A 21459-nucleotide genomic window follows, 5' to 3' on the forward strand; every position below is an offset into this window, starting at 1 on the left:
CGGCAGTCATGGAACGCACGTCGGATTCCGGATCCGTCCCCACCCTTAGCGCAAGGTCGATCTCGTCACGGGAAAGGTAACCGCTTTCCTCGAGCATTCGTGTGAGCGCCTGAAGTGCCGATCTGCGCTCAGTCAGGATTCTTCGCGCTCGCTCGCTCACGTGCCCTAGAGGCTGTTATGAACTGGCTGCGAGTAGAGCGGCCTTTTTGAGCATGATGCAGACGAAGGCGACGATGTGGAGGTCAGCCAGCGTGCTGGCATAGCGCTCGTAGTCTTTGACGAGCCGGCGGAAGCGGGTGGCCCAGGCAAAGGAGCGTTCCACGACCCAGCGCTTGGGCAGCAGTACGAAGCCGCGCTTGGCCTCCGGCAGCTTCACGACCTCCAGTTCGATGCCGTGCCTGCGCGCGGCTGTGGCTGGCTTCTCGCCCGTGTAGCCCTGATCCACGAACGCGATCTCGACGTGATCGTCGGTGGCCGCCTGCACAGCCTTGGTCAGACGCTCGACCTGGGCGCGGTCATCGGCGTTGGCCGGCGTGACATGCAGGGCCAGGAGGTGGCCGAGCGTGTCCACCGCCATATGCAGCTTCGAGCCCTGCTTGCGCTTGGCCCCATCGTAGCCGGCCCGCTCGCCGCTCTCGGGCGTCGCCCGCAGCGTTCGGCTGTCGAGGATGGCCGCCGACGGCTCCGCCTTGCGCCCGGCCGCCAGGCGCAGCACGGCGCGAAGGTCCTCGGCCAGTTGCTCGAAGCAGCCCGCCTGCAGCCAGCGTTGCGCCTGCTGGTAGACGGCCGCCCAGGGCGGCAGGTCGTGGGGCATCCAGCGCCACGGCGCGCCCGTCTTCACCACGTAGCGCAGCCCGTTGAACACCTCCCGCAACGGATGCGCGCGCTGGCCAGCGTCCTCGCGGACCAGCGTCAGATACGGGGCGACCAATGCCCACTCATCATCGGACACATCAGACGGGTAGGCTTTCCGGGACAGGCTCATCGCCCATCATCTGAGCCTCACAGCTGACAGGTCCATAACAGCCTCTAGGTGACGACATCGGCTGGCGCTTCGACGTAGATGGCCTGCAGGGCACGGTCGACGACGAAGGAGCGTTTCAAACGAACGATGCCGGGCATGTGCAGGACGCAATCTTCGCAAGAGGTAAACCGCCGCAGCCATGCGTCGAACGACCGAATTCGCGCGCCAGCTCAGTAAGCTTTAACGGCGAGGTCCAGTCTCATGCGGGACGTCCGCTTCGTAGGTCAGCCGAGGTCCGCTTCTCTACATCTTCCGGACCTTCGTCAGCCGCACTTCGAATGTCTGGAAGGGGTCATTTGGCACCCTGGGGGCGACCATTTTACTGACACGCCGCGGCCATTTCGACCGCGGCGCCCGTTTCAGATCTCGGTCTGCTCTGAGAGGATCAGCGCGTCGTCAACCTCAATGCCGAGGTAGCGAACCGTGCTCTCAAGCTTGGTATGGCCAAGGAGCAGTTGGCAGGCTCGGATGTTGCCGGTGCGCTTGTAGACCAGCGCAACCTTCGTGCGGCGCAGGCTGTGCGTGCCGAACGCCGAAGGGTCCAGGCCGATCAGGGCAACCCAGCGGTCGACCAGCCGACTGTAGTGCCGCGTCGTGAGATGCTCTCCGAGCCGACTCCGGCTTGGAAACAGCCAGTCGCCGGCTTTCAACCTGCGTGCCGTCAGCCAAGCCGAGAGAGCCTCGCGCGTCGGTTCGGTAATCTCGAATGGAACCGGCCTGCCGGTCTTGCGCTGGCAGACGGTCGCTCGGAGACGCACGGCGTCGCCCAGGTAGATATCGCTCACGCGCAGGCCGACGAGATCACACCCGCGCAGCTTGCTGTCGACGGCAAGGTTAAACAGGGCGAGGTCTCGCGTGCGGTTGGCGAGTTGGAGGCGCGTGCGCAGGGCCCAGATGTGCTTCGGCTTCAGCGGCGGTTTGGGTCCGACGATACGCCCGCGGTTCCAGGGAACACGCGGTTTTGTGGAAACGGTAACGACTTCAGGCATGACAGGCTCCTGGGTTCAGGAGCCCGCCATGAGGAACCCGATGCTGCCAGTGCGCCCAATGTCGAATGACAGCTCTCTGCAACACAAGCCGACATTGGAGCCGGCGGGCCTAGACCGTTGCTCCCGACCCTTCTCGGACATTGACGCAACACGTAAACACTCAGCATGAACGACGATCTCGACGACATGCTGATGGGTCATGCGCTTGATGAAGCGCGGCAGGCCCTGGCCAAATCGCATTTCCCGGTAGGCGCACTGCTGGCCGCGGGCGAGCGTATTGTTACTACCGGCCAGAAGGCTATGGGATCAAACCATCTCGATCACGCCGAGATGATTGTTTTCCGCAAGGTGTTTCAAGGTGATTACAGCTTTTCGCGAAGCGACAATCTATGCCTGTATACCACGCTTGAGCCATGCATCATGTGCTGGGGGGCGGTCAGACATTTGCCGATTACGCGATTGGTCTACGCGATGGACGATCCCTATGGGGGGTGCGCGCACGTCTCGGACGCTGCTCTTCCCCCGCGGCATCAAGACCGCCCGTTGTCGGTCCGCCAAGGAGTTCGTCGAGAGGAAGCGCGCGAACTATTCAGACAATTCCTTGACCTGACTAAAGAGCCGTTCTGGACGATGGGTGGCGCGCCCGAGTTTGCCCAAGCGGTCCGCTTAAACCCCCGTGGCAACTAACCACCCTACGCCGCCGTCCAGGACACGCTGTCCAGCATTCTATAGAGGACGCCTGTCACGAGCGGGAGCGTTACAAGGCTATGATCGATGCTGTTCTATTCGACCTGGACGAAACTTTGCTGGATCGCACTACCTCCCTCAAGGCGTTCCTGAGAGACCAATTCGAGCGGCACGCCGATCATCTGGGTCAAGTTCAGTCGGATGAATGGTGTGCGCGGTTCCTCGTCCTCGACCGGCGGGGACACGTCCATAAGTCCGTAGTCTACCCGGCCATACTGGACGAGTTCGGCGGACGGGCCGAGCACGCCGAGATCTTGCTCGCGGACTACCGCGCGTGCTGCGCGCGCTTCGCCCAACCCTTCGACGGGATGAGGGCGGTTCTGGAAGAACTACGAGCGCGGGGGCTCGCCCTCGGCATCGTTACGAACGGCGAGACGGAGTTTCAGTTGAGGCATGTCAGGGCGCTTGAACTGGACAAGTTGGTCGATGCCGTCCTCATTTCGGAGCGGGAGGGATTGAGGAAGCCGGACGCGACACTGTTCCTCCGAGCCGCAACGGCTTGCAGGACCGAGCCTTCGCGCTGCTTATTCGTTGGCGATAATCCACTGGCCGACGTTCTTGGCGCTCACGCCGCTGGTATGAGCACCGCTTGGTTTCACGGGGTCGCCGAATGGCCGACCGACGCCCCTTCCAATCCGGGGGTCAGCATCGACCATCTCTCGCAGGTTCTGGTGCTGGCACGCCCCTGAGATAGCGATGACGGGGGCGAGGTCGGGAATGCTGATCGTCCGCTTTCACCCTTAGCGGATGATGGACTTGGTCATTCGAACGCACCCATCGGCGTCTCCAAGCAGTTCCGGCACCTGCGTTGTGACACGGCTCCAGCCGGTCGCAGTGTAGAAACCCTCGGCATCTGAAGCCGCACTCACGAACAGTTCGCCCAACCCAATCTCTCGTGCATAGTCTTCGACCATCGTGTCGAGCACACGGCCGTGCCCCTGTTTCCGCAGGGATGCTGTGATGGCGACCAGCCTTACGATGCCCGTCCCGTCCCTCAGGTTGTCCAGCCGCGTGGTGCCGATCCCCTCCTCATCCAGCTTCAGAAGCAGAGCGTGATGGTGAGCAAAGCGCTCCTGCGGGCGAGCATCGTCGTAGCCATCAAGACCTCTCTCCTCCCAGAGCGAGGAACGACGGATGGCATGGTAGACCTGCCAGTCGGCGGCGTCGGCAATGCGCACAAGAGTATATGTCATCACGCCAGCATACCGATGGGCCGGCTGCTTTCTACCCTAAGCGTCCTCCAGCGTCCGCCGTAGAAATGTGATGAGCCTGAGGTGGTGCTCGTTCTCATCCTCGCCATGCGGGCTGTGGTCCTGGCCCGCCAACAGATGCACTTCCGGGGCGCGCCCAGCTTGCAGCAAGCGAGCTTCGAGCCGCTGAGTCATCGCCACCGACCACATTGCGTCCCGTGTGCCGTGGCTGAGGAACAGAGGCCCATCATACCGCTCAATCTCAATCGGAGTGGTTGGGAGCAGAGCGTCGGACGAGCCGCGCCACGTCCATGCCCGCTCCGCCGGATCCCAGGCCCGCCACCCAGGATCGCCACTGTCCCGACAACTCGCACCAATGAAAGCACCGCAGATCACGTCGGGCGCAGCGTGCACAGCCACGGCATCGGGCAAGCCAGGAACGCCGTCCCGGACCATCAAAGAGGTGATGAGCAGGGCATGTTCGGCTCCTCGGGAGATGCCGTAGAGGCCGACCTTGCTCGATAGCGGCAGCGCGTGAAGCTCAGCCAGGGCCTCGGCCGTCCGGTCCAGGGCGACATCTCGGATGTCGCCCGCGTTCCACACGTCGCCGCCGACAGAGTAGCCGAACGGGACGGCTAGGAACCCATGAGCCGCCAGGATGGCAGCCGTCAGGTAGCTGTAGCCTGACCACGCTCCCTCCGAGCCGTGCAGGACCATGACGGTAGGGAACGGGCCATCGCCGGGCGGTCCGTAGGATTGTCCAAGGCCGGATAGTGGACGGTTGACGACTTGCAGCATCACCAACCGATCCTGACACCGCTTCTGTCCGCAAACCACCCCATCCGGTCCTTTAGCGGCCGTCACCCCAGAGTCCGCTTGGGGCCAAGAGTGCGAAGCTGAATGTCGAGTGGAGCGACTCGGGGACGCCCGCTGCCTGATCACTGCGTCCGCGAGGTTGGATTCGGTCTCACCGCGAGAGCCTGCGCGACGTGGCGGAGCTTGTCGGGATTGCGGGTGATGTAGATCGCAGTGATCCGGCCGTCCTCGATGGCGAGTGCAGTGGTTTGGAGAACATTGCCGCGTTCGCGGCTGACATAGCCGGGCAAGCCGTCGATCCAGACAGGTTCGAGCATCTGCGCCCAGCCTTGTCCCCATTTGCGCCGCACACCCTCGAACATGCGCAGGAGGCGGTCCAATCCAGTGATGGGGTTGATGAAGGCCAGAACCTTGCCGCCGCCATCCGAGTGCAGCACCGCGTTGTTGGCGAGAATGGTTCGCAGCGCTGCGGTGTCGCCGCTGGTGGACGCCGCGAAGAAGGCGCGCGCGATCCGCTCGCCCTCTTCGCGCTCTACGGGGAAGCGCGGACGCGCAGTCTGCACGTTCCGCCGTGCCCGGACGGCGAGTTGGCGCACAGCCGCCGCCTCCCGGTCGAGCGTGTTCGCCACCTCGCCGAGCGGCACCCCAAAGACGTCGTGGAGGAGGAATGCCGCCCGCTCAAGCGGCGACAGGCGCTCCAGCGCCATCATCAGCGTCAACGTCAGGTCATCTTCGTCCACTCCATCATCATCTTTTTCGACGAGTGGCTCAGGCAGCCAAGCGCCAACGTAGGTCTCCCGGCGGGCGCGGGCCGACTTCATCTCGTCGAGGCAGAGGCGCGTAACGATGCGCGCGAGAAACGGATAAGGAGCAGCGACCTTCGTCTGGTCCACCGCCACCCAGCGCAGCCAGGCATTCTGCACGACATCCTCCGCTTCGCTGCGCGAGCCAAGCATGCGGTAGGCGATGCGCAGAAGCCGCGCGCGATGGGTCTCGAAGGTCACCGTGGCGATTTCGGCCTGCGACATGGTCCTTCCTAGAAAACAAAGTCGCTTGAGCAGATGTGGACGACCATCGGTTATTCTTGCCGCCTTGAACAGGTGCAATCCCGTCTCGCCGTTGCTACGGCCGGTCCGGCGTCGTCAATATCCGGTCGGCCGTGTCCACGACGAAGACGGCGAGGAGCTTGGAGAGCTCGACATCGCTGACATTGGCGCTGACACCGTGGTGATCACCGGGCATTTCGACAAAGCTCTCACCGACGCGGAAGACCTTCTCTGGGCCGTCGTTGATCTGACTGCGCACCGCACCCTCGATCACAGTTGCCGTGATGAAGGCAGATGCGGCGTGGGTGTGGGACGGTGAGGAGCCGCCCGGACCGTACTCAACGAGGACGCCGCGCAGGCTCTTGCCGGGAACCGAAGGCAGCGGATGGTCGAAGATCGTCGTGACGCGGGCCTCGCCCCTCGCAACATCGGCCGCCACCGCAGGAACGGCGGAGACGGCGGAGACGGCAAAGAGGGCTCCCAGCAGGGATGTTCTGAACATAGCAGGGGTCTTTCTTAGTGGATGGGAAAATTGCAGCGGTTCAGGTGGAAGCGAGCCAGCTCTCAAACCGCGTCGGCCCAAGCCGCGCCGCTTCCGCATGCTCGGGAACAAGCGACCCCTTATCGAGCTCGGCGCCGAAGTAGCGCGCCGCCCTGTCGGCCCGCACCTCCCGACGGTCGCCGGTGGATGCAATCCAGTGGGCGACGAAGTCGCGGAACGGAAGGCGGTCTGGCCCGGCGATCTCGATGCGTCGCGTTGCGCGGCGGAGCGAGCGCGACATCGGCGAGCGCTGCGGCGACATCGGCGGCGGCGATGGGCTGAAAGTCCGCATTGGGCACGACGAGGCGGGTGCCGTCGACCGATCCTTCGGCTATGGTGGCGACGAACTCGAAGAATTGCGTCGCCCGCACGATGGTGAAGGGGATGCCGGAGGCCTTGACGAGCCCTTCCTGCGCCACCTTAGCCCGGAAGTAGCCGTTCCCCCTCAGGCGGTCCGTTCCGACGATGGATAGGGCGACGTGATGCTTCACACCCGCCTCGCGCTCCGCGGTGAGGAGGTTGCGGCCAGAGCGCTCGAAGAAGTCGAGCACTGCCGCGTCCTCGAAGGACGGAGAGTTCGACACGTCGACCACGATGTCGGCTCCGGCAAGAACCCCGGCCAAGCCCTCGCCGGTCAGCGCGTTCACCCCGCTGCTCGGCGAGGCAGCTATGGCCTCATGTTCCTGTCGCGAAAGTTCGGCCGTCAGGTGACGCCCGATGAGGCCACTTCCGCCAATCACCACGATCTTCATGGCACCCGTTTCCTTGTTCGAGAACGGACGGGGCAGCTCCTCGCCGCTTTCAGGCGCCCGTCGAACAAAGGACGAGGTAGGTGAGCCCGATGTGACATGCCCCGGGAAAGTCAGTGGGGTGACACGTGGACCTGCGGTCAGGAATCGATTGACATCGGCGTGAACGGAACGGTGCTGGCCCCTTACGGAGCGGCAGAGCCGACTAGGCCTTCGCCTGGACCGGGAGGCGGAAGGGTGCGCCGAGGCGGTTAAATGCGTTCATCGCGGCGATGGTGATCGTCAGGTCGACGAGATCCTTGGCCGTAAAGACAGTGTTAGCGGCGGCATAGGCTTCATCGGAGGCGTGGGTCTCGCTGATCAGCGTGACTTCCTCCGCCCAGGCGAGAGCGGCGCGGTACTGTTCGGAAAACAAGTGGGGCACCTCAGCCCACACAGAAACCAAGACGACCTTCTCGAGCGGCATCGTCTTGAGAAGGTCCCTCGTGTGCAGGTCGATGCAGTGCGCACAGCCATTGATCTGTGACACCCGCAGGAAGATGAGGTGGATCAACTCATGGGGTAGATCGGTGCCGGTGGTTATGTAGTGGTGGATGCCATACAGCGCTTTTGCACCCTGCGGGGCTACCTCGTTCCAGACCAGTCGCCTGTTCTTGCTCATGTCTTTTCCTTGTGCTCGGAGTGCCAGTGATCGACGCTCAAAGCCATGACGAGCCAAGCGACTTGAGTGTGACATGCGATGCCACATTCTCGCTCGAAGCGGATCATCTTCCAGCCGAGCGCATCTGCGTCCGCTTCCAAGCAGGCTGAGCAGCTCGATTGGCGATCGACATGGGTCAGACACGGAACGTCTGCTGCCGGACGAAGCGCCAAGGTCTGGTTGCCGCCCCCATCCGGACCTTTAGCGGCAGCACGTCGAATGCCCGCTTGGGGTCAGGAGTTAGCATGCCGACTGGTCGGCTACGCGCCACTTCCAGACCTTCGCCCCTAACCAGGAAGCGGACTCTGCACATAGGCTGTGCGAACGATCGGACCATCATTATGGCGCCACAGTCAAAGACGGCGTCCACCGGCTGGAGGTGAACCGCTCCAGTTTTCCCGGAGGCCGTTTGGTTTGGCTCAAGCAGCCAAGGCTTGCACCTCTGCCTGAGCAAAGTAGCGCGCCTCCGCCTCGGCGGGAGGCACGTTGCCGATCGATTCGAGCAGGCGGCGGGTGTTGAACCAATCGACCCATTCGAGGGTGTCGAACTCGACCGCCTCGAAGGATCGCCACGGCCGACGGCGATGGATCACCTCGGCCTTGAACAGACCGTTGATCGTCTCGGCCAGGGCGTTGCTGCTCCTATGTTGGTCAAGCGGCATTTGGGTCGGGGCACATGAGCTTGCCGGTGCAGAGGTGCCGGTAGATTTGGCGGGCAATGTAGCGCTTGAGGCAGCGACGGATCTCGCGGGGTGACTTTCCTTCGGCGGTTCGGCGCTGGATGTACTCGCGGGTCGGCGGATGATGCCGCATGCGGACGAGAGCGACCCGGTAAAAGGCCGCGTTTGCCCGGCGGTTGCCGCCGCGGTTGAGGCGATGGCGGCTGGTCTTGCCGCTCGACGCCGGTACCGGCCACACACCGCAGAGCTTGACGAACGCGGCTTCCGAGCGGATCCGCTGGGGATTGTCGCCGAGGACGACGAGCATGTCGGCGATGGTGCCGGTCGACACGCCCGGCGCTTCTCGAGTCGACTCGGCGTCACCCCAATGCCTAATACAAGTCGCGATCCTCACTAAATGGGATCATCCGGCCAACCACTTCCAGACTTTATAATGCGCCCGTCTCATCATTGAATTTGGCAAGAGTCTCTATGATTCTCGTACAATCATCAGCGCCGGCGCCTGGGCACGCACCAGCGTCTCGAGAATGGCTTCGTGCTCCTTGATCTCGGCATCCAGCATCAGCCACCGGTTGGCAGCGCCCGCAGCGCCATCTTGGCCGACGCGGTGGTGGAGACAGGGTAAGCGCTCGGTGATGGGTCGCTTGGTCAGGCGGCGTGCGCAGCCGGCTGGGCAGGTGTCCAGTTCCAGGGGAGCAGATCGGTCAGCCGCTTGGCCGGGTGATCGGCGATGCGTGTGAGCACGTCGCGCAGGTAGGCCTCGGGATCGAGCCGGTTCAGCTTGGCCGTCTCGATCAGGGTGTAGAAGGCGGCCGCGCGCTCGGCCCCGAGGTCGGAGCCGGCGAACAGATAGTTCTTGCGCCCGACCGCCACGCCGCGCAGTGCCCGCTCGGCCGCGTTGTTGTCGAGCGCGATGCGCCCATCCTCGAAGGCGCGCGTCAGTGCCGGCCAGCGCGCCAGCATGTAACGCAACGCCTCGGCCAGTTCGGACCGACCCGGCAGCTGGGTCAGGCACGTCTGCTCCCACGCCTTCAGTGCCGCCGCCAGCGGCGTCGAGCGAGCCTGCCGTTCCCGGGTGCGGGCGTCGGGCGGCTTGCCGTGCAGGTCACGCTCGATCCCGTAGAGCGCGCCGATCCGCGCCAGCGCCTCAGCCGCGAGGGCCGAACCCGTCGCGGCGTGCACGTCGAAGACCTTGCGCCGGACACGAGCCCAGCAGGCGGCCTCCGCCAACGCGCCGCCCGGCCGGGCCTCCTCGTAGAGCCTGTTGAAGCCGGCATAGTCGTCGGCCACCAGCACGCCGGAGAAGCCCGCCAGATGTGCGAGCGGGCGCTCGCCCCGGCGGTCGGGCGAGGCGAAGAACACAGCCGCCGGCGGACGGGCGCCACCGTGGGGGCGCTCGTCGCGCAGGTAGGTCCAGAGCCGGCCGGTCCGGGTCTTGCCGGTGCCCGGCGCCAGCACCGGGATCGGCGTGTCGTCGCCGTGCAGGACGGCCGAGCCGGCGATCACCTCCCGGCGCAGGAGGTCGACCAGCGGCGTCAAGGTGGCCGCGTTGGCGCCGAGCCAGCCCGAGAGCGTCGAGGTGGCTAGGTCCATGCCGTCACGGGCGTAGATCTCGGTCTGGCGGTAGAGCGGCAGGTGGTCGTCGAACTTCGCCACCGCGATGTGTGCGAGCGGTCCGGGACCGGCCCGTCCGCGGGGAACGGCGTGGTGGGGCGCGGGCGCCTGCACCACCTGCTCGCAGGCGCGGCAGGCGAAGGCCTCGTGCACATGACGCACGACCTTGAAGCGACAGATGTTCGGTTGGGCCAAGCTCGATCTGCTCGAAGCGCGGCTGATCGGCATTGGGTGGGGTCGACTGCATCGAGAGTGCGCCAGACCCCCTATTGGACGCCGATTGACACGCCGGAGCGGATTATCTCGTCGACGATATCGACTAACGCTCGCGCAGGCCTGGGCGGGCGCTGTGAAGACGTGCGTAGACCGGGTGTTTACCGCCTGACAGCAACCTATGGTATGAGAGTGAAACTGCTGGTGCTAGTTTTTGTTCTCAATATGTTCTACGCATAAAATGTGCGCGTCGAGCCGGTGGTCTGCACCGTGACCGTGGATCAGTGCATCGTAAGTAGCCCATGGCCAGATATCCAAATGTCGTTGTCCTGATCCCCGGCATACTCGGGTCCGCGCTTGCCGGCCCCGATGGCCGGGAGCTGTGGGGCACTGCACCGAGCGTACTCTTCAAAAACCTTGCAACTCTTGGCAGCCGGCTCGACGCGCTCGAGCTGCAGGGTGACGATCCTGAGGTCGATGATATCGGCGACGGCATCAGGCCGACCCGGCCGATCGCCGACCTTCACCTGATGCCGGGGCTCTGGAAAATCGACGGTTACACGAAGATCCGAGCGACGTTGGTCGACAGGTTTGGCCTCGATCCCGGGCGCAACTTCTTCGAGTTGGCCTACGATTGGCGGCGGGACAACCGCGTCGCCGCACGCGCGCTTGCCCGTCAGGCGCCGAAGTGGCTGGAGGAATGGCGCGAGAGTAGCGGCAACGCTTCGGCCCGCCTCGTGATCGTTGCCCATTCGATGGGAGGCTTGGTGGCCAGGCATTTCCTCGAAGTGCTTGAGGGCTGGCGCCATACGGCTCTCCTGGCCACGTTCGGCACGCCGTTCCGCGGCGCGCCGAAGGCGCTTGGTGCCCTCGCCAACGGGCTGCATCTGGGCGGAGTGGCGGATGTCTCGAAGCTCGTCCGGAGCATGACGTCGGTCCACCAGCTGCTTCCAATCTATCCGGTGTTTGTGCGCAACGATTTCTCGACGGCGCGGCTCCGGGAAGTCTCTGGCATCCCCAATCTGTCAGCCGACCGCGTCGCCGATGCCCACCGGTTCCACGACGACATCCGCGAGGCGCAGGCATCCAACGCACTAATCGAGGGCTACACCCGGGATTTTCGGGTCCTTCCGTTCATCGGCACGGAGCAGGCGACGTCGACCTTTGCCCGCGCCTCCCGCGACGGCGTTGAATTGCTGCTGCGTCACGATGGGAAGAATTATCGTGGAGACGGAACGGTCCCGCGCGTTTCGGCACTTCCGTTCGAGATGACCGACGACACCGCCTCCTTCGTCGCCGACGCACATGCTTCGCTGCAGAATGCCGACGCGGCGCTGGTCCATCTGTGCGGTCGGCTCGAAGGCTCCCAGATCAACTACGCGGCCTTCCGCACAGGGATCGCCGCGTCGCTGGGGCTCGATATTGAGGATGCCTACGCAACTGATCGACCCATTGAACTCAAGGCTTGGGCCGGTGCATACCGGCAGGGTCTGCGGTTCGCGATCACCGAAGTGGAAACGGAGAAGGTCGCAACCGAAGGTTGGCTCTGGGATGGTGGAGACAACGAGTTCCGCGGGGAGGTGCGACTACCGCCAGGTGTCTATCGCATCCAGCTGACAGGCGAAGGTTCATCGCCCGTCACCGACATCTTCACCGTCTTCTGAGGACGGCCGCCTCACGTATGCCGGCTCCGTCGGCATTCCCTGCACGCACCGACCGAGCGACACGTGGCACGCGGATCCGGCCCAGATTTTTCCGACGAGGCATGGCGCACCTTCTTTCGCGAGTTGGAGGAAGCCTATCCGGACTATGCCGGCCGCATCCGCATCGTCGTGCGATCCGAGGAAGGCCGGCTGATCGTCGGCGGCGAGGTTCCAAGCGGCGATGCCCGACGTCGCATCGTCGAGCGGCTGAGACAGATGCCGGGCGTGCGTGCCGTGCTGGATGTTCTGGTGGTCGCGGCGCCCCTGAAGCCTGCCATTCACTGGGATCCGTCGATTGGCGAGCCACCTCCCCACACGGGGCGGGAGAGGCCGGATCAACTCGAGGCTGGGCCGCGATCCGACGAAGGGACGCGCATCGTCCGCCATCCCACGATTTCGCCGCAGGGGCCTGCCGTGGAGGGGCAGCCACTGAAGATCAGAATCGATCTTGCCCTGGAGCCCGACGCGGAAACGCGTGGCGAGAGCGTCCGCATATCCGATCTGGACGAGGATTGGAGCTCGGTACCAATCCGCGTCGAGGTGTTCTGCGCCGACATGACCTTCGCCAAGGGTGCCAACGTCGGTACCGTCATCGTGCGCCGGAACCAGACATCGATCCCCGTCACCGTCGAGGGGATTGTCGGAACGATCGATGAGGAGCGCGACCTGATCCACATCCGCGCGCTCTTCGATCGCAACAATCGCCATTGCGGCGATGCCGAGCGCTCAGTGGAGATCGAAAGGCACCAGGTTGCCGCTCCGACACCCGTCGGCTCAACCGTGGGCTGGAACGAGATCGTCGAGTCCCGCAGAGCGCCTGACATGACGATCCGCATCCTGTCGCTGCGGGTCAACGACAGCTACGCCTGGACCTCCCTGACCCACGTGGTCGCCGGTCCGGCCGACCGCTCCGGCAGCATCGCCCTTGGCCCGGAGACCAGGGAGTTCGCCGCCGAGCTCCGCAACCAGGCCGTCTTGCTCCAGCCTGGCCGCCACGCTCCCACTCTGAAGGGCTACGGCCAGAAGATCTGGAACGCCACGCCACCGGAGTTCCGGGAACTATACTGGGCTGTCCGAAGTCGTCTCGGTGCGGACTTCTCGATCCAGATCGTCACCGACGAACCCCACATGCACTGGGAGCTCATGCAGCCGGTCGATTCTGCGACCCGCCGGGAAGGCGATCACCTCATGCTCGACCATCCGGTGGCACGCTGGGTGAAGCAGGCTGAAGGCTATCTCACGCAGCAGCTTCCACGAGGAGCCATCGCCACGTTCGCACCGAAGTACACCAATCCCGCACACCAGCTTCCCTTCGCCGTCGCGGAGTCGGCCTGGATGTGCAGCGAGTTTGGGGCAATCTCGTGCGAGGCCGGACGGGACGCGTTCCTGGCCGTCCTATCGACGGGCCTGCCTGAGGAGAAGGTCGCAGCCCTTCACTTCGCCGGGCACGGCAGCTTCGGAGAGCCCGGTGCGAGCGGCGTCCTGCTGAACGACGGCTGGGTCAACCGGATGGATGTCGACCACTCCGGCACGACCTTGGGCGAGAAAGACGGAACGGTGGTGGTGTTCAACGCTTGCGACGTGGGCAACGCAAGCTTCTCGCTCGGCGCCATGGAGGGTTGGGCGTCGGTTCTCGCGGCCCGTCGCTTCCGCGGATTCGTCGCACCACTCTGGCGCGTGACCGACCGGCACGCTTCCGGGGTGATCCAGACCTTCATGACCGGCATCTACCGGGATAACCTGACGCTCGGCGAGGCGATGCGTCGGAGCCGTGAAGCGGCTGCGGCTGCATCGCCGACGCCTTTCGCCTACGTCTGCTACGGCGACGTGCTGGCCCAGGTTGTTTGAGGACGACCTGTCAGGTCTCGATCGTGGCGAGGCTTTCGACCAGCAGCTCGGCCGGCACCTTCGCGATGGCCTCGACCATCAGATCGACGTCTGCCGGTGGCGTCCTGATCGAGACGACGAGGCTGAACCGTACGCTCTTGTCCTCGTAGCCGCCCTTGGTGCGATCGCTCCACCAACCCTTCACCGGGTAGACGGATAGGCCATCGCGCTCCGCCAAGCGGAAGGCTTTGCCCGTCCAGATGTCGTGATGGACCGATCCCAGGCGCCGCTTCTGGAAGCCGACGATCCATCCGTCGTCCTCGGTTGCCACGGATGGAATGTCGGCGGCTTCGACCTCGGCAAGTTCGTTCACGCGCTGCTGGGCTCTTTCGTCGGACTCACCGAAGCGCTTCAGGTCGAACCGCAGACCGTGGGAGGCGTATCGGTCGCGGCGATCCCGGCTGTCGGCCAGGGGATCCGGATCCGCGAAGTACGAGAGCGTGCATCGCATCTCGACCTCCTCCTGGTTGAGGGCCTTCAAAGCGTCCGCTGGCCACGGGAGCTTGAAATACTTCATCTCGTTGAGGGAAATGCGGCCGTCGACACGCTTGTAGGGCTTCAACTCGTCCTCGACGACGAGCGTGAGCACGTTCGACGCGCTCTCAAACAGGCGCTCCTCGTTCGGAACGCCCCAGCCATAGCAGCTGAAGACCCGCGACCAAGCCATCGCATCGCTGTCGCCCTGCTTTACGCCGAAGGTGTGGAGTTCGCGCATGGCCGGCGTCCACTCTGCGGCGTGAATCATCAACGCGCGCAGAGTCTCCATCCGATATCGCGGGTAGCGGGCGAGCAACCGAGTCGCGAGGCCGGCGGCGTTGGCCGTGGCGGCGCTCGTCTCGCAGGTCAGACCGAGGGGTTGTTGTGGCGAGTTGCGGTTGGTCGTCAGTACCATCAGGCTGTGGGAATATCGCGACGAGAGCCCATCGGGATCCTTCTCGTGGTTCCCGCCCTCCATGACGATATCCGGTTTGAAGGCGTAGCGGCGACTCCAGCCTTGCGAGGTGCGTGCGGTAGGGGCGAGATCGCCTCGCGGAGCGACCAGCCGTAGGCCTGCCGCGGTTTTGTCCGTGTTGGCGCTTACCGTCAGCGCGTTGATCGACTGTCCAGGCGGTTGGATGCGATGGTCGATGTTGCGCCCTTCGTACTGAGCATGCTGGTACGGCATCGACGGGCTCGTCGGCACATTGCCGGCCGCGACGCAGAAGAGGCGGGACTTCTCTCCGTCGCCCCAGGCAAGCTTGTCGAGGGCTGCGGACGTGCTGGTCTGTCGTCCGTTGTCTTCTTCTCCTGCCGCGGTGCCCGCCAGACAGAAGACGCGAGGATGGGGATCCGCTTCGACGCTCTCCACCGCCCGTACGATCGCATCTCGCGCAGGAACGCGCGGTCCTCCCGATGGTGCGATGACGGCGACCGATTCGAGCGCGGTCGTCAGCTGGATCGGGCCAGCCGCCGCTCCTTCCTGAAGGTGTCGCTCGAGGTCCTCGCCGAACAGGGCTATGCCGGCGGACTTCGTGCCGTGTCCGTCGTGATCTATGAGGCTCCAATTCGGCTCGATGGAGTGGCAGCGCATTCTGGGCAGCGCAGGGGCAAGCAGCGGGTGAGCGCGGTTGACGCCCGTGTCGAGGATGGTCGTCCGAGGTGCCGTGGCGGCGGGAGGAAGCAGTCGCGATGCGAGACTGCCCACCAGATCCAGACGGCCTTCCGGAACGAGGTCGAGAACGTCTGCCGCGAAGTTCGAGGCACCGCGCAGTTCCACGACCGCCGCGGTCGATCGGATCAGGTCGGCGACCTGCTCCCTTGTGGCGAACACGTTGACGAGAACCGTCTCAAGGAATTCGGTCGCCTGCCCTGAGAGCGGGATTTCGCGTCGCAGAACCTCGTTGATGAAGAGCTGCTCGAAGCCCTTCCGCAGCCAGACCTCCCACTCGGCAACCTGCCCCGACTCGGGCAGTCGTCGAGCCGCGTCTGCCCAGAGATCCTCGATTGTCGCGAGCCGGAATTGTTCGACGCTTTCGAACAGCCAGAACCGCTTCGGTCGCTTCGGAGAGCCGACTGGCCCCTCGTTTTCGTCCTCTTCGTCGATCAGATCCTGAGGATCCACATTGCCGCCCGACCACGCGGCATACTGGTCCAGGGATTTCAGCAGGGATTCGATGCTGTCGGGATTGATGAAGAAGGTTGCGAGATCCCGCGCCGATCCCGCTTCCTCCACCTTCTTGTCCGAGGAGGGAACGTGTCGTCGGACTGCGAGAAGCTTCAGTCCCGGCGAGGTGGAGCGCATGGTGCCCAGGACAAGGGATTCGGTATCGCGGCTTTCCGCAGTCATCGGCAGGCCTCTGCGGTTGCGCGCCACGCCGGCTTCCTTCTGAAGCTGCCGGACCTTCCTCAGCTCGTCGCGAAGGCTCTCTAGATCGGCTCTCAGAGCCTGCGCATGTGCGTCGCGGTCCAAGACTGCGGACGGGCGGTTCGTCTTGCCCCCCCCCTTGCCTTGGAATTTCGGCGGTGCCTCGCCGAGAGCGCGGATATGGATGTGCCTGTACCGAGGCATTCTTGGCGTCTTACCCTCAACCTGGGGTGAGGTTTATGGGAGAGCAGCCTAGGTTCCGTCAATCGCGATGGTGCGTGGCGCGGTCTCTCAGGGCGACTACGAGAAGTTCCGTGTCGAGGCGGCCGTCGCGATCGAGCACCGCATCGCGGGCAGCGTCGTCAGCTGCAGCGGTAAGGTCGGCATGGCTTAGATCCTGCGCGGCGGCATCGACCGTCGTCCAATCCAAGGCATCGCGGTCGAATTGCAGCAGGTGATTCCTGAGCACCTGACGCGCTTCCTGCGCGGAGGGCAAAGCGTAGCCGAAGACGCCGTGGAAACGCCGGAAGATCGCGGGGTCAAGTAGCGTCCGGTGGTTGGTCGCCGCGACGACGATGCTGGACGAGGCGTCCTCATCCAGCAGCATGAGGAAAGAGTTTAGCATGCGACGCGCTTCGCCTATGTCATTGTCGCTGCCGCGACGCGTCGCGAGCGCATCGACCTCGTCGAAGAAGTATACGCCCCGTGCCTTGTGCATGGCGTCGAAGATCAGCCGGAGCTTGGCTGCCGTCTCGCCCATGAACTTCGTGATCACCCCGTCGAGTTGAATCGTGAACAAGGGCAGGCCGAGTTCGCCCGGCAATGGCCGAGGCAGTCATGCTCTTGCCTGTTCCGGGCGGTCCGGAGAACAGGAACTTCCTGCGGGGAGCCAGACCCTTGTCCTCAAGCTTCTCCCGTTCGCGATGTTCTCTCACGAGTCGGCGCAGCCGCCGATCGAGATCGGGTCCGACGACGAGATCGGAGAGCCTCGTTTCGGGGTAGGCGGCGCGCATGAGCGCGGCAAGCTCGCCTCGCGGAGCGGCGAGAGCGACAGGCTTGGCACGCTCGCCTGCGCCCTGCCTGACAGTCCGCAGATCCTTGAGAAGCGCGGTCATGTCAGCCGCCATCCGGCTCCTGCCGGCCTTCGCGGCGTCACCGGCGATCTCCTCCGCAACCGATAGAAACCGATCATCGTCGCCTGCTGCATGGCTACGGATCATCGCGATGAGCTGCTGCGCGCTTGCCATGTCTGCCCCTCTAATCCGCTTTCTGATCCAGCCGTGCCTGCGGGTCGAGAGCGGCAAGGAGCCGCTGATGCAAGTCCGGTATCAACCTACCCAATTCTTGCAATAAATGCAATACCCGTTGCAATTCGGGATGGTCTTTCCGATCGATTAAACCGCCCTGCGCTTCCTTGGGCAGATGACTGTCCAGCTTTGCCCGCAACTCCTTAGAGAAGCGTTGATTATTGACCGATCTGCTGAGAGTGGATGGCCATACGCCGATCTCGTGCGCCAACCTCGAAATCGAGTTGCCGGGGCTAGAGCAGGCTATCTTGACGCGCTCTGCGAGGGCGGGATCGAATTTGCTTCTGTGTCGGCCAGCCATCCCGTATCGTTGCATAAATTTGCAAAAATAGGAATCGGAAACGCCCCTGCGGAGAGCGGAATCGAGACAGATCGCCCATGGGCGGTCTCAAGGCCCGGCTATGTCAGCCTCTTCGGTCGACTCGGTCCCGGTCTTCATGGGAGCGTTCATGGGCCGTCATGACGCGGGTAGGACATGCGGATCGTGTTCCAGCCCGATTCCGGCGTAGCCCATCGATGTCCGGCTCGGCACCTGAGGGGCGGGTGGAGCCCGCGTTGTATGTCGGCTCAACCTCGCGCTGCGGCACGGTCGCGAACTCACGTCGAAGTCGGCTATATCGACGCTCTGCCGCCTCCGAACTGTCGCCGCTCAGATCCTGCTCGCCCAGGCAAGGCTTACAGCCTGGGCTTCCATTTGCGGTGGGAAGGACACCGGCCGCGCCGAGGCTGGCGAAGGTGATCTTGCCGTGCGTCCAGGCCGACTGGGACACGAAGTTACAGGCAAGGAAACCCCTCAGCTGGCCGATCCCATTGCCGCCGCCAAAGGCTGAAGCCTCGGTTTGACGAGGTCCTGCGCGGCCTCGGTGGAGCGAATTACCGACAGACTTCCCTCTCCTGCCGACAAACTTCCCGTGTGCTCACATCAGTTCTTCACGATCACCTTCGTGCCGACTTTCACCCGGTCGTAGAGATCGACCACGTCCTTGTTGGTCATGCGGATGCAGCCTGACGACACGGCGGCGCCCATCGTCTCGGGCTCGTTCGAGCCGTGGATGCGGTAGAGCGAGGAGCCGAGATACATCGCCCGGGCGCCGAGCGGGTTGTCCTGGCCGCCGGCCATGTAGCGCGGCAGGTCCGGGCGGCGGGCGAGCATCTGGGCCGGCGGGCGCCAGGCCGGCCATTCCTTCTTGCCCGTGACCGTCTTGGTGCCCGACCATGAGAAGCCCTGGCGCCCGACGCCGACGCCGTAGCGGATCGCCTCGCCGCCGCCGAGCACGTAGTAGAGCCGGCGCTGGCTCGTGGAGATCACGATGGTGCCGGGCTTCTCCTTGCCGGCATAGGCTACCGTGTCACGCGGGATGGCCTGCGTCTTGAAGACGTTGATGAAGTCGGCCAGCGGTCCGCTGTCGAGCGGGTTGGCGTAGGCCGGCACGAAGGCGGCCACCGCAAGAGCACCGCCGAGGGCAAGCGTTGCGGCAAAGCGCGGCAGCGCGGAACGGTTCGGCCAGGACCTGGTCGGCAAGGCGTGTATCCTCCTCGAAGGGGCCGCGCCGCGCGGGTGGCGGCAGCAGGCGAGTCGAGCGCTTTAGGGCCGGCCGTCAGGGCAGGAGGAAGGCAAGGGTGTGGGTTCTCGGCAACGCCTGCGCCGAAATGTCGGGCGCGTCCGGAACGCCGTGCGGCCCGGCACATCGGCTTACGGCCGAAGCATGCTCCGCTGGATGAGGAGCCGAGTGACTGTCCTGGAGGACCGGCCAGAATGCCGCACTCGATTGCGCGGGAACGTTTCATCCACCACAATGATGTCATCGTGACCATCATGACTCGCCTTGCATCGACGGGCCGTACCCATGCCGGCCGACCGGCCCGCATCGTCCTGTCCACGCTGGTCGGGCTGCTGAGCCTGCTCGTCGTCATCGGCCTGCCGACCGACGGCTCTGCCCTCAGCGGAATCCCGCAGGCACATGGCGTGGTGACGTTCGAGCAACGCCCCGACACGGACCCGCTCGCCAGCGTGCGGATCGGCCACGCCGTGCTCGATCTCGACGAGGTCGCGAAACTCGGGCGCGTGAGCGCGGCCCTTCCGGGTCTCGATCGCGCGCGGGCATCGTCCCTTCCCCGTCCCCTCTCGGATCGAAACCCCGCTGCCGCCGAGCGCGGTCAGCCCGAGCGTCCGCCCCGGGCCTGACAGGCGCGTCGTCGCGGTCGTACGGGCGTTGCGAGGGGTTTGAGCGATGGCATGGCGCCGATGCGCGCCGTCGTCGGATTGCCAAACTTCGCGCCTAGGATGTACCCCGACCCCATTCGGCTGTCCCGCACAGTCGATCCCGATGCCTCCGGCATCTTACGTCCAGGGCCTTCGATCCCCGATCGTCGCAGCGGCCCGGTGATTGCAACGGCGCGCGAGGCCGATCCGGTCTCCCCCGTCATCCGTGACGCGCGGTGACGCTCTCCTTCCCGGGGGACCGCCGGCCGCGTCACGGCATCGGCTCGAAGGCCAGCACCGGCCTTCGGACAGACGTCGATGCGACAACAAATGCCGAGAGCATCGTAGGAGTAACCCCATCGTGACGCCGTCTCCCCAGTCGCCCGGCAGCAATCCCGGCCTTGCCAAGGCCGGAAGCCGCCGCTCCCGCTGGTCCCTGCCGGCCTCTCTTCTCGTCGGTGCCGTCCTCGTCGCCGTCTCGGCCTGCAACGAGCAGAAGGCGGCCGCGCCCGTGCCGCTGCCGCCGCCCGAGGTCAGCGTCGTCAGCGTCCGTCCGCAACCGATCCCCTACGTCCGCGATCTGCCCGGCCGCGTCGCGCCGATGCGCATCGCCGAGGTGCGCTCGCGGGTCTCGGGTCTGGTGATCCGGCGCCTGTTCGAGCAGGGCAGCCACGTCAACGAGGGCGACGTCCTCTACAAGATCGATCCGGCCCCCTATCAGGTCGACCTCGCCAGCGCCGAGGCGACTTTGGCCAACCGCGAGGCCGCCCTGGTGCTGGCCAACCAGCAGGCCGACCGCCTCGAGACCCTGCTCGCCCGCAACACCGCGAGCCAGGCGCAGTACGACACGGCGTTTGCCGCCAAGAAGCAGGCCGAGGCCGAAGTCGCCGGCGCCAAGGCGGCCCGCGATCGGGCGCGGCTCAACCTGTCCTGGACCGATGTACGCGCGCCGATCTCCGGTCGCATCGGCCGGGCGTTGCTCACCGAGGGCACGCTGATCGAGTCCGGCATCACCGGCGTGCTCGCCACGATCCAGCAGCTCGACCCGATCTACGTCGACATCACCCAGTCGGTGGGCGAGCTGAACAAGCTGCGCCGCGACATCGCCTCGGGCGAACTCGCCAAGCTCGCCGCCGACACCGCCAACGTCCACCTCATCATGGACGACGGGACGCTCTACGGCTCGGCCGGGCGCCTGCTGTTCTCCGATGTCACCGCCGACCCAAGCACGGGCCAGGTGACGCTGCGGGTGCAGTTCCCCAACCCGCACAACGAGCTGTTTCCCGGCATGTATGTCCGCGCCCGGATCAAGCAGGGCATCGACTCGGACGCCATCGCCGTGCCGCAGCAGGCGATCCAGCGCACCAGTGACGGCAAGCCCGAGGTCTGGGTGGTCAAGCCCGACGGCAAGGTCATGCTCCAGCCGGTCGAGGTCGGCCCCGTGGTCGGCGGCAACTGGCTGATCCGCGAGGGCCTGGAGGGCGGCGAGAAGGTCGTCGTCGAAGGCTTCCAGAAGATCTCCGCGGGCATCCAGGTGAAGACCGTCCCGTGGAAGACGGAGACCGCTGCCGACGAGGGCAAGCCGATCGACACCGACAGTCACGACACCGACGGCAAGGAGACGAACGAGAAGAGTTCGTCCGCGGCCGAGCCGGCCGCCCAGCCCGTCGCCCAGTTCGCCGACTGATTCTTTCTCAAGCATCGCG

Annotated in this window: 19 protein-coding genes and 4 pseudogenes; 7 read left to right on the top strand and 16 right to left on the bottom strand. The window is 64.9% G+C overall.

Going from position 1 to position 21459, the window contains the following annotated elements; translation table 11 throughout:
* Window positions 1–175: 175 nt before the first annotated feature.
* Window positions 176–985 carry an IS5 family transposase gene (locus M2437_RS16615; protein ID WP_141951469.1) on the bottom strand — a complete coding sequence of 270 codons (810 nt, stop codon included), beginning with the start codon at window positions 983–985 and terminating at the stop codon, window positions 176–178.
* A 398-nt stretch (window positions 986–1383) separates the two neighbouring features.
* Window positions 1384–2013, bottom strand: a complete 630-nt coding sequence (locus M2437_RS16620; protein WP_231345804.1) for a tyrosine-type recombinase/integrase — start codon at window positions 2011–2013, stop codon at window positions 1384–1386.
* A gap of 165 nt (window positions 2014–2178) precedes the next feature.
* On the opposite strand from M2437_RS16620, the gene M2437_RS16625 reads away from it, so the two are divergent.
* Both M2437_RS16625 and M2437_RS16630 read left to right on the top strand, forming a co-directional pair.
* Window positions 2179–2700, top strand: a complete 522-nt coding sequence (locus M2437_RS16625) for a nucleoside deaminase (protein ID WP_253388107.1) — start codon at window positions 2179–2181, stop codon at window positions 2698–2700.
* Window positions 2701–2780: 80 nt separating this feature from the next.
* A complete protein-coding gene (locus M2437_RS16630; RefSeq protein WP_253388108.1) occupies window positions 2781–3449 on the top strand; it encodes an HAD family hydrolase in 669 nt (222 codons plus the stop codon).
* A gap of 51 nt (window positions 3450–3500) precedes the next feature.
* On the opposite strand, the gene M2437_RS16635 is transcribed toward M2437_RS16630, so the two are convergent.
* The 9 genes and pseudogenes from M2437_RS16635 to tnpC all read right to left on the bottom strand — a co-directional run bounded on the left by M2437_RS16635 (window position 3501) and on the right by tnpC (window position 10324).
* On the bottom strand, window positions 3501–3953 hold the full coding sequence (locus M2437_RS16635; RefSeq protein ID WP_277570350.1) for a GNAT family N-acetyltransferase: 453 nt from the start codon (window positions 3951–3953) through the stop codon (window positions 3501–3503).
* 36 nt (window positions 3954–3989) lie between these two features.
* Window positions 3990–4748 carry an alpha/beta hydrolase family protein gene (locus tag M2437_RS16640; protein WP_253388110.1) on the bottom strand — a complete coding sequence of 253 codons (759 nt, stop codon included), beginning with the start codon at window positions 4746–4748 and terminating at the stop codon, window positions 3990–3992.
* Between the two features lie 140 nt (window positions 4749–4888).
* Entirely contained in the window at window positions 4889–5794 is a 906-nt protein-coding gene (locus M2437_RS16645) for a sigma-70 family RNA polymerase sigma factor (RefSeq protein ID WP_253388111.1), read from the bottom strand.
* A 94-nt stretch (window positions 5795–5888) separates the two neighbouring features.
* The gene (locus M2437_RS16650) at window positions 5889–6314 is read right to left on the bottom strand and encodes a cupin domain-containing protein (RefSeq protein ID WP_253388112.1); all 426 of its coding nucleotides are present in this window, start codon (window positions 6312–6314) and stop codon (window positions 5889–5891) included.
* Window positions 6315–6354: 40 nt separating this feature from the next.
* Window positions 6355–7105 (bottom strand): annotated as a pseudogene (locus M2437_RS16655) (SDR family oxidoreductase).
* A 202-nt stretch (window positions 7106–7307) separates the two neighbouring features.
* Complete coding sequence (locus M2437_RS16660; RefSeq protein ID WP_231345796.1) at window positions 7308–7763, bottom strand: carboxymuconolactone decarboxylase family protein; 456 nt, start codon at window positions 7761–7763, stop codon at window positions 7308–7310.
* 458 nt (window positions 7764–8221) lie between these two features.
* Window positions 8222–8437 (bottom strand): annotated as a pseudogene (locus tag M2437_RS16665) (integrase core domain-containing protein); the annotation flags it as partial.
* A gap of 16 nt (window positions 8438–8453) precedes the next feature.
* Window positions 8454–8828 (bottom strand): annotated as a pseudogene (locus M2437_RS16670) (transposase); the annotation flags it as partial.
* Window positions 8829–9130: 302 nt separating this feature from the next.
* A complete protein-coding gene (gene tnpC, locus M2437_RS16675) occupies window positions 9131–10324 on the bottom strand; it encodes an IS66 family transposase (protein WP_277570351.1) in 1194 nt (397 codons plus the stop codon).
* A 287-nt stretch (window positions 10325–10611) separates the two neighbouring features.
* Here tnpC and M2437_RS16680 point away from each other — a divergent pair, with 287 nt between their 5' ends.
* Window positions 10612–11973, top strand: coding sequence for a lipase/acyltransferase domain-containing protein (locus M2437_RS16680; RefSeq protein ID WP_253388114.1), 1362 nt, complete (start codon window positions 10612–10614; stop codon window positions 11971–11973).
* 63 nt (window positions 11974–12036) lie between these two features.
* The gene (locus tag M2437_RS16685; RefSeq protein WP_253388115.1) at window positions 12037–13860 is read left to right on the top strand and encodes a CHAT domain-containing protein; all 1824 of its coding nucleotides are present in this window, start codon (window positions 12037–12039) and stop codon (window positions 13858–13860) included.
* Between the two features lie 10 nt (window positions 13861–13870).
* On the opposite strand, the gene M2437_RS16690 is transcribed toward M2437_RS16685, so the two are convergent.
* The 3 genes and pseudogenes from M2437_RS16690 to M2437_RS16700 form a co-directional block, all read right to left on the bottom strand.
* On the bottom strand, window positions 13871–16348 hold the full coding sequence (locus M2437_RS16690) for a S8 family peptidase (RefSeq protein ID WP_499006897.1): 2478 nt from the start codon (window positions 16346–16348) through the stop codon (window positions 13871–13873).
* A gap of 157 nt (window positions 16349–16505) precedes the next feature.
* Window positions 16506–17066 (bottom strand): AAA family ATPase, encoded by a 561-nt coding sequence (locus M2437_RS16695; protein WP_499006899.1) that lies wholly within the window; start codon window positions 17064–17066, stop codon window positions 16506–16508.
* Window positions 17067–17079: 13 nt separating this feature from the next.
* Window positions 17080–17178, bottom strand: a pseudogene (locus M2437_RS16700) (AAA family ATPase); the annotation flags it as partial.
* Between M2437_RS16700 and M2437_RS16705 the strand changes: the two are divergent.
* Window positions 17167–17424, top strand: coding sequence for a hypothetical protein (locus M2437_RS16705; RefSeq protein ID WP_499007202.1), 258 nt, complete (start codon window positions 17167–17169; stop codon window positions 17422–17424). The pseudogene M2437_RS16700 and the gene M2437_RS16705 sit on opposite strands and share 12 nt — an antisense overlap.
* A gap of 76 nt (window positions 17425–17500) precedes the next feature.
* On the opposite strand, the gene M2437_RS16710 is transcribed toward M2437_RS16705, so the two are convergent.
* A complete protein-coding gene (locus M2437_RS16710; protein ID WP_253388117.1) occupies window positions 17501–17761 on the bottom strand; it encodes a hypothetical protein in 261 nt (86 codons plus the stop codon).
* 711 nt (window positions 17762–18472) lie between these two features.
* Window positions 18473–19072, bottom strand: a complete 600-nt coding sequence (locus M2437_RS16715) for a L,D-transpeptidase (protein ID WP_015951711.1) — start codon at window positions 19070–19072, stop codon at window positions 18473–18475.
* Between the two features lie 294 nt (window positions 19073–19366).
* Between M2437_RS16715 and M2437_RS16720 the strand changes: the two genes are divergently transcribed.
* Entirely contained in the window at window positions 19367–19735 is a 369-nt protein-coding gene (locus M2437_RS16720; RefSeq protein ID WP_253389635.1) for a hypothetical protein, read from the top strand.
* Window positions 19736–20114: 379 nt separating this feature from the next.
* Window positions 20115–21440 carry an efflux RND transporter periplasmic adaptor subunit gene (locus M2437_RS16725; protein WP_015951709.1) on the top strand — a complete coding sequence of 442 codons (1326 nt, stop codon included), beginning with the start codon at window positions 20115–20117 and terminating at the stop codon, window positions 21438–21440.
* Window positions 21441–21459 lie beyond the last annotated feature (19 nt).

Origin of the sequence: Methylorubrum pseudosasae (assembly GCF_029504475.1) — a bacterium.
Lineage (GTDB): Bacteria > Pseudomonadota > Alphaproteobacteria > Rhizobiales > Beijerinckiaceae > Methylobacterium > Methylobacterium extorquens.